A 15,992-nucleotide genomic window follows, 5' to 3' on the forward strand; every position below is an offset into this window, starting at 1 on the left:
TTAGGGGCTGCCATGGCAGCCCTCTCCTAATTAAACTAAAGATGACCCTACGGAGAAGCTGCTCACCTTTTTATGATTTTCTCACTCAAATTGGTGATGAAAAAGGAATGGTGTTTTCCATGATCGATCATGATATGCTCCAGAATTGCAGTTAGCGCGCTGCCTTTATTCACCTGATATTCTTCCGGAATCTCTTCAATCGTGATCATTTCTTTATGTGGGTCATATTTAATGGATGTCTTGGCGCCCTTTTCGAAGAAAGAAAGAGTTACTAATTGACATAGTGGAAAATTTTGATAAGTTGAATCCGAGAGGGGCTTTCTTTCAAATGGAGAACTGACATGTTGAAGCGCATCAAAAAAACTCGGTTTTGCCAGGGAAGCCGGGGCCCTGTTCCTTCTTTCAATTTTCACTGTAATTCCACGAACACCCTCCTTATTGCTCGAGTCCTTCTTATAATTCATAAACTCCCTCCTTTCATTGGTTCTTTATACCTAATTCTTTTCTCTCGTTCCATTTACCTGCTAAATTATAAAAATATTTTCATATAACCCAATAAACGGTTTTAAAAACTGCTCCAAACAAAAAAGTTTGTCAGCAATTGAATCCTCTCTCCGATTTATGCACGAATCGTTACCTGATTGGAACGAAGGGTGCGAAACTCCTGCTGGAATTCGTGTCCAGGGAAGACACCGCAGTCGCCTATCAAGATGGCTCAAGGACCGCCACGATAAGCCGAGTTCCAGCAGTGTAATGAGAGGGTCTAAGGAAAGTAACTCGCGAATTTAACGACTTTACTCGTGATTTTCGAGCTTTTACTAGCGAGTTCAGTCTTTGCATCGAATTTGAGGCAGGTTTTCCACTTTTACATGCTTTTTGTACCGTTTCCCGCCAGCTACAAATAGGATCATCGGGATTCCCTCCAGGGTAGGACATTCCCGGAGCGCCGGCAGGGCAATGGAACGCTCATAGGGATCATTCCTCCAACTTTCACGTATCAAAACCAAAAAAACTGTAGACAAACTCCATTAATACCCGAGTTTGTCTACAGTATGGGATTTATTTCTTTGCTTTGACTATGTTGTATTCCTTCTTCGATTCATTGCCGGCAAGATCGGTCACTTTAAACACGATCTTGTTGTTGCCCGATTTGAGCGGCAGTTCCAATTTCTTTATCTCTTTCTTAAAAGCCCTCATTTTGTATGGTTCCTTGAACTCATTATAGAAAACTTCACTTCCGTTCAAGTAAAGGCGGATTTCATCGAAATTATCCTCCACCGTCACGTCCACCTTCGGATTTTTCGCTTTTGCTCCCACAGTTGCCGGCACGCCTTTAACCTTCAAGCCTGGTTTTGTCGTATCGACCATGAACACCTTTTTAAACGATACCGTGTTATCCCAATTGTCTGTCGCTTTGACCGTCATGCTTTGGACGCCATCTGCATATTTCTTTTCATAAGAGAATTCATATTTCTTATTCGTTTTGTTATACGTTACAGGGACCGTTTGGTTATCGATTTTAAATTCCTTGATTTTCGATGCTTCCTCGATTTCCCCCGTTATTTTGATTTTACTTTTATTGTTCATGCTTAAGGTTTCAGGACTTTTAATTTTCACAGCCGGTGCATAGTTATCGATTGGCGCCGAATCCTTGGCTAATTCCGTTTCGGCCGCTTTTTCATTGCCTGCATTGTCAATCGCCACCACCTGTACCTTTTCCCCTCGTAGATCAGGCAGGGTGAATTGTTTCGAAGTCGCCGGAAGCGGCTTTTCCACGATTGATTTTCCGTCGACCTGTACATCATAATAAGCTATTCCCGAACCATTCAGATTATCTTTACCTTGGATCGTCAACACATTACCCTTTTTCGAAATCCTGACAGTTGGCTTTACCGTATCGATTCTGATCGGCATTTTATATGTCTGCCATTTTGCACCCTCGTAATCTATCATCGCTTTAATTTCAAAATAATAGACACCATCTTTGGCCAATGCATTATTGACCTTCCCATCCCATTTCCGGGCTGGATCAAGTGTATAAGCAGTTCCTTCCCCGCTATCATAATAGTTCTTGCTCACATTATTCTCGGTGCGAAGTTTCCTTACTTGTTTGTTTTCACCATTCAGGATGCTGTACTCTACCTTTTTTGCGTTCCTCAAGAATGATAGAAGCGGCACGAAGTCATCTTGTGCGCCATCACCATTCGGGGAAATCGCAATGCGTTTGCTGTCGAATGAATCTGCTACACGGTCACGGCCAAGGTAATCGAAATCTTTACCTGTTGTCGTTACTGCGCCCGCCGCGCCATAGAAAGACTTTTTATCATATACCGTCCCATCAAGGATCGGTGCCTTATCCCACTCTCCCTTGAACCCTACATACGGTACATGCAGCTCCGGGTTGGTGTCTGCTGGATCCTTCAAAGTAACGAACCCCTCCACAAAATATCCATTCGGGAAAACCTTGTCAATGTCGACAAGCGTCTGAAGATCATCGCCAAGCACTTTTGCTTTGGATATGTCGACTTTCACTTCAAAGGTTACCGACTTTTTCGCCGGTACGGTTATTTTGTTTGTATCTTTATTATTGATTTTGATTGAAGCGTCCTTAATTTCCTGGGCTTCCAACTGATGAGCGGAATAGCCGAGTTGACCTTGGATGGCGTAGTCCGTTTGAATATTTCCTTTTACATCATATTTGACTGCTTTGTTGCTGAAATTCTCGACCTTCAAGCTAAAAGCAAACGTATTGCCAACCTCTTTCATGGCTACCTTCGCTTCTTTCGTGAATGCCTCCGTCACGACGGCTGGCGTGGACAATGCTGAATGAAGCTGCATGACTCCAGCTCCCTGCCTGCGTGGCGAATAAGGATTTTCCCAACCAAGTGCCTTGTTGACGACCCCTTGATCCTTCACTGGTCTTGACGTGTTCATCATCAGGTTTTTAGCCAAATTGGTTCGTGCATGTCCTGTTAATTTAAAGTCTTTATCCACTCTTTCCAGAACAAGGGCAGAGCCGCCGGAAACATGTGGTGCCGCCATCGAGGTACCACTCATCATCCCATATTCATCATTGTTCAACGTCGAGTATATCTGCCCGCCTGGAGCAGTGATTTCTGGTTTGAAGTCCAAATTCGGCGCAACGCCCCACGAACTGAAGGCACTCATTTTTCCCGCTTCCGGGTTTGCCGATTTTGTTTTATCGCCATTGAAGCTGACCTTAACCTCTTCTCCAGCAGTTATGGCCGTTTTCAGCTTAGCTCCATCTGATTTCAGCATGAACAGCTGGGGAATCGTTATGCTTGCATCCGTCTGCATCGAAATGTACCCATCGGCATTATTAAAAATAATTACGCCGGCAGCCCCTGCTGCCTGGGCATTCTTAGCCTTATCGATAAAAGAAAGCGTGCCGCGCTCTATGAGGGCAAACTTGCCTTTCACATCAACTTTCGCAAGCTCCTCTGGCGACCCGATTCCTGCAGCAACCAAGTCATACGTTTTTTCCTTTAACGCATTCGGATGTACGCTTGATGCCGACATGAACGGAGCCTTGCCTTCTTGTCCGTTAATATTAAAGGTCACCGCATCCAAATCCATAAAGTTATTCTCGACGGATGCCACTTGGACCGAGTCATAAGCAACACCAGGTGAACCTGATACGCCAATATCGGGGTTGGAGGCTGATGGATTGGCAAATCCATTACCGAAGTGAGCCGAGTTTCCTGCCGAGATCGACATGAGAATCCCGTTATCTACAGCTCTCGATACCGCCTGCTGCTCGGGATCGTCCTCTGATACAAAGCCTGCAGTCGAGCCAAGGCTCATATTCAGTACATCCGCCCCTAAAATGATGGCATCGTCGATTGCCTTGATATAAATATCGCCCCATGTCGTCTTCATGGCAGGATCATTTCCGAATACCTTCAAAGCAAGCAGCTGGGCTTCTGGAGCAACCCCTTTAATTCCGCCGTGCTCTTCATCTCCATTGGCGCCAGCCGTTCCTGCGACATGCATCCCATGCATCGAGGCACCTTCACCAAGATCAAGGATTTCTTCATTTTCATCCATGTAGTTATATCCATATGGAACTTTAGGAGTAAAGTAGTTGCCTAATAGATGGCTTGTCTTTTTCATCCCCTTTACTTCACTTTCACTCAGCTCTGCCTTATTATCATCGTTCAGGACCATATCGCGGTGTGATGGATCAATTCCCGTATCGATGATCCCGATGACCATTCCTTCTCCTTTATAACCATATTCCCGCCAAGCTTCCTGGGCTTGGACAAGTTCTTTACTATAAATCATATCGGGCTTTTCCATCGGCCGCTCATATTCGTTCGCAATATGTACTTCAGCAACTTCTGGCATGGCCTCGACCTTTTTGATTTCACCATATTGAATTTCACCGCTGAACCCGTTGACTACTGTCGTAAAGCTCTCAAGTTCCTTGAACGCGATTTTCTTCTCTTTCACCTTGTTTTTCAATTTCTTCTGGTTAGCCAGCTTTTCGGATTTTAATTGTTGTTTCTTGCTTTTCGATAACTGTTTAAACAGCTTGCCTTCCTTGGAAGCTATCTCAATCGCGGGCGCTTCCTTCATCTCTACGATGACCCTGACCTTCTCGTCACTTTTATAATTCTTTCCGATATCATCTTTCTTCAACTTCAGGATACTTTGCTGATTCTTCTTCCCTTCACCAGAGCCGCTCGGTGAGTTCGGAAGCTTGGCTGCGGAAACGCTTGCAGTAAATACTAATAGAAAGATTGCTAGAATGGACAAGCTGCGTTTAATCAATGAACTTTTCCTCCTCTAAAATCATCAATATTTGGAATTTTCTTACTGTATATAAAAATATCACAACTTTTGGGGTGATTTTAAGAGATAATAGTCACTATTTTCCTATTTGAAACTAGTATATTGTCATTAATTTTTCATATTTTAATAGATTTACACTATGAACGACAAAAAGATGGTGATGTTGGAACTAACATCACCCTTTCATCGCTAATTTTTCATTCGTGGATCCAAAGCATCGCGAAGGCCATCGCCCATTAGATTGAAGCCGAGGACCGTAAGCATGATCGCCAATCCGGGAAAAAGGACCGTCCACGGGGCCTGAATGATGAAGGATCTAGAATCGGCCAGCATTTTCCCCCACTCTGGCGCTGGCGGCTGTGCCCCTAGACCGAGGAAGCCGAGTGCTGCACACTCAATGATGGCCGTGGCAATCGCCAAGGTCCCTTGCACGATGATCGGCGCAAGGCTATTCGGTAGGACATGATGAAGGAGAATCCGGCCATCCCCCATCCCAATGGCCTTTGCAGCCGTAACGTACTCTTCTTCTTTCACCGTTAACACCCGTGAACGTAAAAGCCGCCCGAATATCGGGACATTGACGATGGCAATGGCAATTAAGGCATTACGAAGGGAAGGTCCCAAAACCGCTACTACGGCAATGGCAAGCAAGATACTGGGAAACGCCAATATGATATCAAAGATCCTTGAAATGATCGTATCCAGCCATTTTCCATAATAGCCGGCGATGATTCCAAGGAAGGATCCGACCACGACGGATCCGGCTACAGATAAAAAGCCGACTCCGATTGATATCCGGGAGCCATAAATGACCCTGCTTAAAATATCACGCCCGAATTCATCCGTTCCAAACCAATGTTCTGCAGATGGCGCCAAATGCTTATCACTTAGCTTTTGCCCCTCAAATGAATATGGTGCAATGAGGGGAGCGAAGATGGCGATCAAGATGAAAAATAAAACGATACCCAAACCGACCAGGGCCACCTTGTTCTTCTTAAAGCTCTTCCACCCTTCCTTCCAGGGAGAGATGACTTTATCCTCTACCTCTTTATGAGGAAGGATTGGCGATGTATTCGTTGCTATTTCAGGCATGAGTTTCCCTCCCTATTTATACTTGATCCTAGGATCGATCGCTGCATACAACAAGTCCACAATTAGATTGATCATGACAAACAAAAAGGCGATGACAAGAATCCCGGACTGGATGACCGGATAATCCCGGGATAGGATTGCATCATAAATATATGTACCGATACCTGGCCAGCCAAAAATATTTTCCGTTAAAATGGCTCCGCCCAACAGCAATCCTGTCTGCAGCCCGATGACCGTCACTACAGGAATCAAGGCATTTTTCAAGGAGTGCTTGTAAACGACCCAAAACATCCTCATTCCCTTGGCACGGGCGGTACGGATGAAATCCGACCTCATGACTTCAAGCATGGATGAACGTGTCATCCTTGCAATGATCGCCATTGGAATCGTTGCAAGCGCCAATCCCGGCAAAATAAGATGCCTGATCACTTCAAAAAACTGATCAATCCTGCCATTCATGAGTGTATCAATCAAGTAAAGGCCGGTTATGGCCTCGACGGGATCCCTGATATTATCCCGCCCTGTCGTCGGAAGCAAGTCCCATTGAATGGAAATGATGTATTGCTCCATCAATCCAAGCCAGAAGATCGGCATGGACAAGCCAACCAACGCAATCACCATTGCCACATAGTCAAACCATGAATTTTGGAACCAAGCCGAGATGATTCCGGCATTCACCCCAATGACGACAGCGATGATCATCGCAATCAATGCCAACTCTATCGTAGCCATTAAATAGGGCCCAATTTCCTCGGAAACGGGACTATTCGTTTTTAGCGATATACCGAGATCCCCCTGGACCAACCCCGATAAATAATCCCAAAATTGAACGAACCAAGGTTTATCCAGTCCAAGTTGCTTGGTCATGGCCGTAACAGCCTCTTCTGTTGCTTGCTGCCCAAGAATCACTTGTGCCGGATTACCTGGAATCGCCCGAATCATCATGAATACAATAAATGCCATTCCGAGCAGTACTGGAATGAGAGATCCTAAACGTCGTACGGTATAGGAAAACATGACAATCTCCCTCCTTTAGCATAAGGGTCCTTTGAGCACCCTCAATTCTTTTGAAATGCATTCCATAACAAAACCGGGAAGCATGCAAAACTACATACTACCCGGTTCTTACGGTTAATTTTCTAAAGAAACGTTAATAAGGGATTGAGAACCAGTTGGATGTGGAACAAACCCTTTGACTGTTTTCGATCCGGCTAGCTGCGGTAATGAGTGGACTAGCGGAACCCACGGGGCATCATCATGGATGATTTCCTGGGCTTTGCCATATAACTCATTTCGCTTGGCTTCATCTGCCGTGGACTGTGCCTCGATCAATAGATCATGCACTTCATCATTTGCATAACGGGAATAATTGTTCGAGCCGATATTATCTTTATCCAATAAGGCATAAAGGAAGTTATCTGCATCGCCATTATCGCCTGTCCAGCCTAGCATGAAGGATTGAGCCTCACCAGCCTGCACTTTCTCTAAATAGGCAGCCCATTCGTATGAAACGATATTTGCTTCGATGCCAACCTGCTTTAAGCTCGCTTGAATGGCCTCGGCCACTTTTTGGCCATCTGGCATATACGGGCGTGGTACTGGCATTGCCCATAGATCCATTTTGAATCCTTTTTCATAACCGGCCTTTTTCAGAAGTTCTTTCGCTTTTTCGACATTGTAATCATAGTCTTCAATGTTGTCATTATACCCAGAAACGGATGGCGGCATTGGATTCTTTGCAGGCTCCGCTGTGCCTTCGAAAAAGTTATCGATGATTTCCTTTTTGTTGATCAAATGAGAGATGGCCTGACGTACTTCTTTCTTGTCGAAAGGCTTTTTCTCTACATTGAATCCAAAGTAACCGACATTCATGGATGGGCGTTCGAATAACTGCAGTTTGTCATCTCCTGTAACTTTGCTGATATCGCTTGGGTTCAAGCCGTCCATTAGATCGATTTCACCTTTGATTACAGCATTTAAACGCGCAGAGTTATCTTTAATGACCTTAAACGTGATTCCATCAAGCTTTGGCAGACCTTTTTGCCAATAGTCATCGTTTTTCACCACTTCGATCGTATCGCCTGGCTTCCAAGACTTAAATTTGAAAGGACCTGTTCCAGAAGGGTTCTTCGTGAAGCTGTCGCCCTCTTTTTCCAATCCAGCCGGACTGGCAATGGCAAATGTAGGCATCGCCAGGTTTTTCAGGAAAGGCGCCTGTGGGCGGTTCAATGTGAATTCCACCGTATTGGCATCGACGGCCTTCACTTCCTTGATGACATGACCTTCATCACCTTCAAATCCTCCGAACATGGAGGCATAGTAAGCAAATTTCCCTTCATCCTTGCTTTGTGACCAACGTTGAAAGTTTTTCACGACCGCATCTGCATTGAAATCCGTACCATCATGAAACTTGATGCCGGTTTTCAATTTGAATGTATAGGTCTTTGCGTCATCAGACACCTCCCAAGATTCGGCAAGACCAGGTTTTATCTCTGTATTGTCTTCCCCGTATTTTACGAGCGTTTCAAAGATTTGCTGAGTGACGATGAATGACTCGCCATCGGTTACGATAGCTGGGTCAAGACCGACCGCATCCCCGCCTTTACCATAAATCAATGTACCGCCTTTCGCTTCATCCGATCCCCCTTTGCCGTCCTCTTTTGATGTGGACGAGGAGCATCCAGCAAGCGCCAGTGAAAGGGCCAGGATACAAGTCAACAATAAAGCTAATGTTCTCTTCATTTTCTTCCCCCTTATTTTCGAGAATTTATGTATACGCCGTCATGTCAGTTATATAAATGACAAGCAACGTAGTGACCAGGTTTATGTTCATGCAAGATTGGCTTTTCCGATTTGCATTCCAGCATCGCTTTGGGGCACCTCGTATGGAACGGACAGCCGCTTGGAGGGTTAGAAGGACTTGGAACATCGCCCTGCAGGATCACCCTATCTCCCTTGTACTCCACATCGGGAATCGGCACCGCCGATAATAAAGCCTGTGTATACGGGTGAAGAGGATCCTCATACAATTCCTCGCTCTCCGTCAATTCGACTATATGTCCCAGATACATGACACCGACACGGTCAGAGATATGCCTCACGACGCCAAGATCATGGGCAATGAAAAGATACGTCAAATCAAAATCTTCCTGCAAATCCTGCAGGAGGTTCAAGACCTGCGCCTGAATGGACACGTCCAGTGCGGATACCGGCTCATCGGCGATGATCAGCTTTGGGTTAACGGCAAGTGCCCTGGCAATCCCGATGCGCTGCCGCTGGCCCCCACTGAATTGGTGCGGGTACCTTTTCGCATGGTAACCGCTTAAGCCGACAACCTTGAGCAGCTCCTGAACACGCGCCTTACGGACCTTTTTATCTTTTACGCCATGAACGATAAGCGGTTCTTCCAAGATCTTTTCAACGGTGTGTCTAGGATTGAGGGAAGCGAATGGATCCTGGAACACCATCTGCATTTCACGGCGCATTTTTCTCATTTCCCGTGAGGATAAGGAAGTCAGGTCCTTCCCTTCGAAGTAGACATTCCCCTCACTCGGCTCGAGCAATCGAAGCAATAGCCTTCCCGTCGTCGACTTCCCGCAACCGCTTTCACCTACAAGTCCCAAGGTTTCCCCTTTATAAATGGAAAACGACAGGCCATCGACTGCCTTGACCTCGCCAACCGTCTTTCCTAAAACACCGCCTTTAATCGGAAAATGCTTCTTAAGGTTTTCCACCTTAACCAATGTTTGATTCATGCATGGCTGCTCCTTTCCCATCTTCATACAACCAGCAACGGACTTGCTGACCATCGCCAAAATCCAATAGAGACGGGGTCTCATTCACACATTGCTCCATGGCATGGGAGCAGCGCGGCGCAAACTGGCATCCAAGATTGCTTGTCCCAGGTTTTGGGACATTGCCGGGAATCGAGTAAAGGCGCTCTTTCTTTATTCGCATGTCCGGTATCGACTGAAGCAGTCCGACGGTATAAGGGTGCTTTGGATTTTGGAAAATCGTTTGCACATTCCCTTCCTCTATGACCTTGCCGGCATACATGACAATGACACGTTCACACATCTGCGCCACAACCCCAAGGTCATGGGTGATCATCATGATGGCCGTATCGGTTTCTTTATTCAAGTTCTTCATTAACTCAAGGATTTGTGCTTGAATCGTCACGTCCAAGGCCGTTGTCGGCTCATCCGCGATAAGGAGTTTCGGCTCACAGATCATGGCCATGGCGATCATGACCCTCTGTCTCATCCCGCCCGAAAGCTGATGGGGATATTCATTGATCAATTCTTCGGCACGGCCAAGCCCAACCAGCTTCAGCATGTCAACAGCCCTAAGCCTGGCCTGTTTTTTGCTCCACTTTTTATGTATCCGGAGCGTCTCCACCAGCTGGTCGCCAATCGTGAACACAGGATTCAGGCTTGTCATCGGTTCCTGGAATATCATCGCTATGTCATTCCCGCGAATCTTCCTCATTTTCGCTTCAGAGGCATTCGCGATATTCTCCCCTTTAAACAGGATTTCTCCTTCGACCTTGCCAGTCGGCGAAGAAACCAGTCCCATGATGGACAAAGAAGTTACGCTTTTCCCGCATCCCGATTCCCCTACAATCCCTAACACCTCACCGGGATTGACGTGAAAATCGATTGAATTCACAACAGGAATGACACCATCGTCCGTACGAAAACTGGTTCGCAGCCCATTCACCTTTATAATCGGTTCGACCATCATATCACTTCCTATATATAACTTTTTTACCATTATATTATTTGGTTTATTATTGCATCAAAATTAAAATTTTACAACATGTTTTCTAAAAATTCTAATTTAACAGAATAATATTTTTATTTTCGTGAAAAATGCGTATTTTGGCATAAAAAAAAGACTGCTTTTCGCAGTCACTAAAAGAGGGGGAATCAACTAACTTGATTCCAGGATGAGGTAAAACGGAGTATCAAGCGGGGAAACTGTATTAGCTATAGGGGGATCATCATGGGGGGAGAGAGCTTGCCATCACCCTCAAGCGTTGCGAAGTTTCTTTCTGTCACCTAAAAATCCTTCACCTTTTTCGAGGGCCGAAATCCTTTCCGCTAATTTTTCATTATGGTCATATAAATACTTGTTTTGTAATTCATTCCAGTAAGCGACACTTTGACCTTTCGTCATTCATTTTCATTATCCCAGTTTCTCACCTGCGCCCTTGCCACATGGCCAATTAAAATGCTAACGCGTTCTTCCAACCGCTTATTGTTCTGCACAATTTTATATAATGAAGCTTTTTTTCCATGGCACACCTTGCACTCTTCGCTCAATTGCTCAACCTCCAAGTCTATAAGCCAATATGCTCGAAATCTTTTAGCTTCACTTCTTGCTGTTTAGGCCCTAGGAATTGAACCATCTCTGCAACCACTTCCGTTACGTATATGTTCTTGCCATCCTTGTTTTCGTATCTCCTCGTTTGTATCCTGCCCGTGATGCCGATCAGTGTCCCCTTTTTACAATACTGGGCAGTATTTTCAGCCGACTTTTTCCATATGATACATTGTACGAAGTCCGCTTCGTAATCACCAACCGTATTACGGAAGTTACGGTTGATCGCTAAAGTGACGTTGGAAACAGCCTTGCCGTCGGGGGTATACCTTAACACGGGATCCTTCGTAAGCCTGCCGACAAGGGTTACTTGGTTAATCATCTTGTCTTTTTCTCTCCCTCCCTTTAAGATGCTTTAATCATACTCGTTCTTCATTCAATAAAAAAATGGCGGAAACGGTCTAATTTCAGCCTTAACCTTCTTGAAAAGGATGTAAATCGATTAAAAATCTAATTATCCTGCTTAAAATAAGTTAATAACCAAATAGTTAACAAAATTAAATATTTTGCAAATTTTTATCCTATCCTTCATAATTTAGACAATTGCTGGGTTTTCATTTCATTAAGGGGCCGTCTTTTAGTATGATATAATTACCTTTATAAGGATTAATCGACAAAGGTCATTTTGGATAGATTAAAAATCACGTATGAGAGGGGTATATTCCGCTCTTTTGGCAAGAAACGGAGGAATTAGATGAAATCGTTTAAATTGATCTCGCTGCAAATTGTTACGGAGAATTTACACTTGATTGATATTGCATTAACAGACGGGCTGATAATAAATAAGGAAAACGATGCCAGGACCTGGCTGCTGGAAGCCTTTGTGGATGAAAATCACTTCAAGGAGCTTGAGCCATCGCTTCCAAATATAGACGGTGAGGTCTATATCCAGGCCGTCATTACAAAAAAAGATAATGAACCGGCTTTATTTCACACCGCCTTGCGTACGATTAGAAAGGTAGGTAACCATTATAGCCTCTTATTCGTCGGTCATATCCAGAAGACGCGCAGCAAATATGCAGAACTCCTGCTTGAAGATTTGGTCGAAAAAGGTCTTGTCGGTGATGAATTGATAAATGAATTCAAACAAAAAATCCGCTCGAAGCCTAAATTGGCAACGAATAAATAAAGAATTTGCCCCTTAACCCCCTAACCGAATATACACATAAAAAAGACTGACATAGATGAAAGGATATACATCCTTCTTCACTAGCCAGTCTTTTATCATTTTTTGCTATTACTTATTGTTATCTTTTTTATCATCTTTAATTAAGTCATCGTCGTCGTTATTCATGTCGGTATCATCGTTTTCCATCATACCGTCATCATCTTTATCCAGATCGTTCACATCATTATCATTCATGTCGGTATCATCTGTGCCGCCGTCATTATCATTTACGCCATTGTTATCATCTTCCATGATGTTGTTGTCATCTTCTGGCGCGGGATTGTTATCATTATCATTCGTTCCACATCCGGCAAGGAACATTATGGATAATAAAGATCCCCCAATTAGTGCTAAAATTCTGCTCTTCATCATTTTTGGCAACCTCCCTTCTTTCTTAATCATTAGCTATTTTGCCCGAATGTGAAAATAACTTGCGTCCTATTTAAAATTTAAAAAGAAAATGTGCCACATCCGAAATCGATCAAAAAAAAGCCGGACATAAAATGTCCAGCCTTCAAAGGGAGAATAAAAAAAGGGTCTGAAATTCAGTTTGCGTTCAAAAGCAAGCAGTGCTCTTTATTATATACACCGCCTAGTGGCCGCTTAAACCATCTTTTTAAAAAACGGTGGATGATTTATTTGTCACCAAAGGCAAACATGATTTCGGCTTCACATGCTACTTCGCCATCTACAGTTGCGACCGCTTTCCCCTTGCCCATCGATCCTCTCATCCGCACTATTTCAACTTCAAGACGCAGTTGATCGCCCGGTTTCACTTGCTTTTTAAAGCGACAGCTATCGATTCCGGCAAAAAATGCAAGCCGTCCTTTATATTCTTCTTGTTTCAAAACGGCTACAGCACCGACCTGTGCCAAAGCTTCAACGATTAAAACCCCAGGCATAACTGGATAATCAGGAAAATGGCCATTGAAGAATTCTTCATTGGCAGAGACATTCTTCAATCCTACCGCCCGTTTCCCTTCATCTATTTCGATAATCCGATCCACCAATAAAAATGGATAGCGATGCGGAATGATTTCTTTAATTTGTGTGATATCAAGCATATTCGTTCCTCCTGCGAATTCATTTTATAAACATGACAAGGCTCGCCCATGCCCTTGAAGGCGGTGCAGTGACCCAGTAATTAAATCGGTTAACGCGTAATTCCCACCCCAAGAAAGGGAAAATTACGCGTCCTTGTTCACTATGTCAATAATATGGGTCCATGTCGATTTTTGGAAAACATCCAGGGCATGCCCTCCCCCAATGACACTATAGCCTAAAAGCGCCCCTGATAATACAGCAATGAATATCAATCCAATAACAATTAGTAAACGAAGCCAAATTGGCAAAAGACGGACCTTGATCCTGCGATGCGGTTTCGTCTCGACTTCATTTATCTCTTCTTCAATTTGTTGTCTCATTACACGATTTTGTTCCATATAGAATGTGAAAGCTCCTTTACCTAAGAAAACTCGCCGATTTATTTTCCCTTTACTCCAGGAATTCGGCAACTATGCAAAATGATAGCCCCAAACGATTCTCATTGTCATGAATCCATTATAACCGATTTGCTGTAAATCCGCAGGAAGGCATTTTAATTTCCAGATATCTTAACGGATACCATTGATCAATCCGTTCATTTGATCTGCCATCGTGATGGACCGGGATTGAAATTGATAAGATCGCTGAACATTGATCAAATCCGACATTTCCTTTGATAAATCGACATTGGAGGACTCGAGGGCACCTTGGCGGACGGCTATTTGATTTCGGGAATCACCTGTCAGTGCAGTCATGATATCGTCGACGGTTACATCAAGGCCATCGATGTTTTCGGGCAGGCCAAGTAAATTTCCGCCTAGACGGTCAAGGAATTGCGGTTTCGTGACCGAGACGACGCCAAGTCCGAAGCTTTCCCTTCCATATTCTTCAGTATTCACCGTCAGAACTCCATCTTCCGAAATCTTAATGTCTGTAATATTCCCGTCAATCTGGATGGGATCACCATTTTCATCAAGCACTTGATGCCCCGCAGATGTAACAAGCATCATTTGGTCCGGATCATTCGCGTTAGGAGATAAGTAAAATGCCCCATCCCGTGTTAGCCTTGTATTGACCCCCTTACCGTCCTGAACGCTCACAGTGAAGAATTGGTCTTCCTTGGTCAATGCGGCATCAAGGTTACGGTCTGTCGTCTTTATCGCTCCCTGTGAAAGCACCAATTGGGATTGGCTCAGCATAGCGCCTGTTCCCTGCCGAAGGCCCGGTGTCGTCAGCCTGCCTTTTTCCTTGGACTCATTCGGTTGATTATTGAAACTCTGTATCAATAAGTCATTGAAGCTTGTTTGGGTCTTTTTGTAGGCAGTCGTATCAACATTGGCGATATTATTGCTTATTTGATCGATTTTGCTTTGAAGTTGGTTCAGCGTATTTGCCGCTGTCATCATGGTCCGATTCATGACTATTCCCCTTACATGGTCAATTTTCCAGTGACGTTTTTCTTCTTATGTTCACTTAAAGCCGGCCAACTTCATTGACCGCTTTATCCAAGCTTTTATCATAGGCTTGAAGGATCTTCTGACTGGATTCAAATGAGCGATATGCGGACATCATTTCCGTCATCGTCCTCGATTGATCGACATTCGAGCCCTCCAGGAAGCCTTGCTTGGTAGAAAAACCGCCATCTACGGCCGCATATGCGCTAGGTAATTCCTCATTATCCACAGCCTTATACAGGCCTTCCCCATCCTTCATCAGCTGTGAAGATGGATCATTTGAATAACCGATGCCCAGTCGTGCGGTTTGAACATTCCCCTCTAAAATGACACCGTCATCCGTAACGCTGAAACGGTCGCTCTCAAGCTTGATCCGTTCCTTATTTTCATTCAGGACATATTGACCTGAAGGAGTGGTTAAATAGCCTTGCCCATCCAGGGTAAAACTGCCGTTACGCGTATAACGGAGCCCGCCATCCTCATTCTGGACAGTAAAAAGCACGGAACCTTTCCGTCGATCTGCATTGATCGGCAGGTTCTCATCAGCCAGGGCCATATCGGTATGGAGTCCCGTTTCCTCCAATGTACCCTGGGTGAATAACGGGTTAGCCTCCTGTACGTAAACGCCGGTGCTAAGCCCCCCGACCTTGGAGAATCCAGGGATGGCCAATTTATTTTCAGTAGGAACCGTCTTGCTCCCCATATTGCTGATGAGCAATTCTGGAAAAGACCTTACACTCGTTTGATCGGCTTTATACCCTGTTGTATTGGCATTGGACATATTGTTTGTGAGTAATTCAGTGCGCCTTTGCTGGGCAATCATCCCGGAAGCAGCTGTATAAAATCCTCTTAGCATCTTCTTCACTCCTCATTCTTTAAAGACTCCTGCCGTTCATTTCCTCATATCTTTCTTATCGGACATGAACATCGGTATCTTAAGGAAAATGAAAAGCTTTAGGCAGAAATAATATTGGTTAGGTCAGATTTAAAGGAATGGTGTTAAATACCCGATATAAAAGAAGAGGGCCTATTGCTCA

Annotated in this window: 16 protein-coding genes; 1 reads left to right on the forward strand and 15 read right to left on the reverse strand. The window is 44.4% G+C overall.

Annotated elements, in window-relative coordinates:
* Positions 1 to 62 precede the first annotated feature (62 nt).
* The 10 genes from AS888_RS05870 to ssb all read right to left on the reverse strand — a co-directional run bounded on the left by AS888_RS05870 (position 63) and on the right by ssb (position 11,611).
* Positions 63 to 464, reverse strand: a complete 402-nt coding sequence (locus AS888_RS05870; protein WP_061141245.1) for a hypothetical protein — start codon at positions 462 to 464, stop codon at positions 63 to 65.
* Between the two features lie 595 nt (positions 465 to 1,059).
* Positions 1,060 to 4,794 (reverse strand): S8 family serine peptidase, encoded by a 3,735-nt coding sequence (locus AS888_RS27050; protein WP_155645399.1) that lies wholly within the window; start codon positions 4,792 to 4,794, stop codon positions 1,060 to 1,062.
* Positions 4,795 to 5,004: 210 nt separating this feature from the next.
* Entirely contained in the window at positions 5,005 to 5,907 is a 903-nt protein-coding gene (locus tag AS888_RS05880) for an ABC transporter permease (protein ID WP_061141246.1), read from the reverse strand.
* A 12-nt stretch (positions 5,908 to 5,919) separates the two neighbouring features.
* Positions 5,920 to 6,924 (reverse strand): ABC transporter permease, encoded by a 1,005-nt coding sequence (locus tag AS888_RS05885; protein WP_061141247.1) that lies wholly within the window; start codon positions 6,922 to 6,924, stop codon positions 5,920 to 5,922.
* Between the two features lie 114 nt (positions 6,925 to 7,038).
* Positions 7,039 to 8,649: an ABC transporter substrate-binding protein gene (locus AS888_RS05890; RefSeq protein WP_061141248.1), complete on the reverse strand. Its 1,611-nt coding sequence runs from the start codon at positions 8,647 to 8,649 to the stop codon at positions 7,039 to 7,041.
* A 44-nt stretch (positions 8,650 to 8,693) separates the two neighbouring features.
* Positions 8,694 to 9,662, reverse strand: a complete 969-nt coding sequence (locus AS888_RS05895) for an ABC transporter ATP-binding protein (protein ID WP_061141249.1) — start codon at positions 9,660 to 9,662, stop codon at positions 8,694 to 8,696.
* Entirely contained in the window at positions 9,643 to 10,647 is a 1,005-nt protein-coding gene (locus AS888_RS05900; protein ID WP_185113036.1) for an ABC transporter ATP-binding protein, read from the reverse strand. The genes AS888_RS05895 and AS888_RS05900 overlap by 20 nt, the downstream gene beginning before the upstream one ends.
* A gap of 291 nt (positions 10,648 to 10,938) precedes the next feature.
* Positions 10,939 to 11,085 carry a hypothetical protein gene (locus AS888_RS25530; protein WP_155645400.1) on the reverse strand — a complete coding sequence of 49 codons (147 nt, stop codon included), beginning with the start codon at positions 11,083 to 11,085 and terminating at the stop codon, positions 10,939 to 10,941.
* A complete protein-coding gene (locus AS888_RS26090) occupies positions 11,082 to 11,231 on the reverse strand; it encodes a hypothetical protein (RefSeq protein ID WP_185113037.1) in 150 nt (49 codons plus the stop codon). The genes AS888_RS25530 and AS888_RS26090 overlap by 4 nt, the downstream gene beginning before the upstream one ends.
* 17 nt (positions 11,232 to 11,248) lie before the next feature.
* Positions 11,249 to 11,611, reverse strand: coding sequence for a single-stranded DNA-binding protein (gene ssb / locus AS888_RS05905; RefSeq protein ID WP_061141251.1), 363 nt, complete (start codon positions 11,609 to 11,611; stop codon positions 11,249 to 11,251).
* A 372-nt stretch (positions 11,612 to 11,983) separates the two neighbouring features.
* Here ssb and AS888_RS05910 point away from each other — a divergent pair, with 372 nt between their 5' ends.
* Positions 11,984 to 12,418: a YwpF family protein gene (locus tag AS888_RS05910; RefSeq protein WP_061141252.1), complete on the forward strand. Its 435-nt coding sequence runs from the start codon at positions 11,984 to 11,986 to the stop codon at positions 12,416 to 12,418.
* Positions 12,419 to 12,526: 108 nt separating this feature from the next.
* Here AS888_RS05910 and AS888_RS05915 read toward each other — a convergent pair whose 3' ends face one another.
* The 5 genes from AS888_RS05915 to AS888_RS05935 all read right to left on the reverse strand — a co-directional run bounded on the left by AS888_RS05915 (position 12,527) and on the right by AS888_RS05935 (position 15,811).
* The gene (locus AS888_RS05915; protein ID WP_061141253.1) at positions 12,527 to 12,829 is read right to left on the reverse strand and encodes a hypothetical protein; all 303 of its coding nucleotides are present in this window, start codon (positions 12,827 to 12,829) and stop codon (positions 12,527 to 12,529) included.
* Between the two features lie 263 nt (positions 12,830 to 13,092).
* A complete protein-coding gene (gene fabZ / locus AS888_RS05920) occupies positions 13,093 to 13,521 on the reverse strand; it encodes a 3-hydroxyacyl-ACP dehydratase FabZ (RefSeq protein WP_061141254.1) in 429 nt (142 codons plus the stop codon).
* A gap of 123 nt (positions 13,522 to 13,644) precedes the next feature.
* Positions 13,645 to 13,899: a DNA-directed RNA polymerase subunit beta gene (locus AS888_RS05925; RefSeq protein ID WP_061141255.1), complete on the reverse strand. Its 255-nt coding sequence runs from the start codon at positions 13,897 to 13,899 to the stop codon at positions 13,645 to 13,647.
* 171 nt (positions 13,900 to 14,070) lie between these two features.
* Positions 14,071 to 14,919, reverse strand: coding sequence for a flagellar hook-basal body protein (locus AS888_RS05930; protein ID WP_061141256.1), 849 nt, complete (start codon positions 14,917 to 14,919; stop codon positions 14,071 to 14,073).
* Between the two features lie 55 nt (positions 14,920 to 14,974).
* Entirely contained in the window at positions 14,975 to 15,811 is an 837-nt protein-coding gene (locus AS888_RS05935) for a flagellar hook-basal body protein (protein ID WP_061141257.1), read from the reverse strand.
* Positions 15,812 to 15,992 lie beyond the last annotated feature (181 nt).

The organism is Peribacillus simplex, from assembly GCF_001542915.1.
Classification (GTDB): Bacteria; Bacillota; Bacilli; order Bacillales; family DSM-1321; genus Peribacillus; species Peribacillus simplex_B.

What these genes read in the sequence shown, in the direction of transcription:
- AS888_RS05870 (WP_061141245.1), bottom strand. Translation starts at nt 464, where the DNA reads ATGAATTATAAGAAGGACTCGAGCAATAAGGAGGGTGTTCGTGGAATT.
- AS888_RS05880 (WP_061141246.1), bottom strand. Translation starts at nt 5,907, where the DNA reads ATGCCTGAAATAGCAACGAATACATCGCCAATCCTTCCTCATAAAGAG.
- AS888_RS05885 (WP_061141247.1), bottom strand. Translation starts at nt 6,924, where the DNA reads ATGTTTTCCTATACCGTACGACGTTTAGGATCTCTCATTCCAGTACTG.
- AS888_RS05890 (WP_061141248.1), bottom strand. Translation starts at nt 8,649, where the DNA reads ATGAAGAGAACATTAGCTTTATTGTTGACTTGTATCCTGGCCCTTTCA.
- AS888_RS05895 (WP_061141249.1), bottom strand. Translation starts at nt 9,662, where the DNA reads ATGAATCAAACATTGGTTAAGGTGGAAAACCTTAAGAAGCATTTTCCG.
- AS888_RS05900 (WP_185113036.1), bottom strand. Translation starts at nt 10,647, where the DNA reads ATGGTCGAACCGATTATAAAGGTGAATGGGCTGCGAACCAGTTTTCGT.
- AS888_RS25530 (WP_155645400.1), bottom strand. Translation starts at nt 11,085, where the DNA reads ATGACGAAAGGTCAAAGTGTCGCTTACTGGAATGAATTACAAAACAAG.
- ssb (WP_061141251.1), bottom strand. Translation starts at nt 11,611, where the DNA reads ATGATTAACCAAGTAACCCTTGTCGGCAGGCTTACGAAGGATCCCGTG.
- AS888_RS05910 (WP_061141252.1), top strand. Translation starts at nt 11,984, where the DNA reads ATGAAATCGTTTAAATTGATCTCGCTGCAAATTGTTACGGAGAATTTA.
- AS888_RS05915 (WP_061141253.1), bottom strand. Translation starts at nt 12,829, where the DNA reads ATGATGAAGAGCAGAATTTTAGCACTAATTGGGGGATCTTTATTATCC.
- fabZ (WP_061141254.1), bottom strand. Translation starts at nt 13,521, where the DNA reads ATGCTTGATATCACACAAATTAAAGAAATCATTCCGCATCGCTATCCA.
- AS888_RS05925 (WP_061141255.1), bottom strand. Translation starts at nt 13,899, where the DNA reads ATGGAACAAAATCGTGTAATGAGACAACAAATTGAAGAAGAGATAAAT.
- AS888_RS05930 (WP_061141256.1), bottom strand. Translation starts at nt 14,919, where the DNA reads ATGAATCGGACCATGATGACAGCGGCAAATACGCTGAACCAACTTCAA.
- AS888_RS05935 (WP_061141257.1), bottom strand. Translation starts at nt 15,811, where the DNA reads ATGCTAAGAGGATTTTATACAGCTGCTTCCGGGATGATTGCCCAGCAA.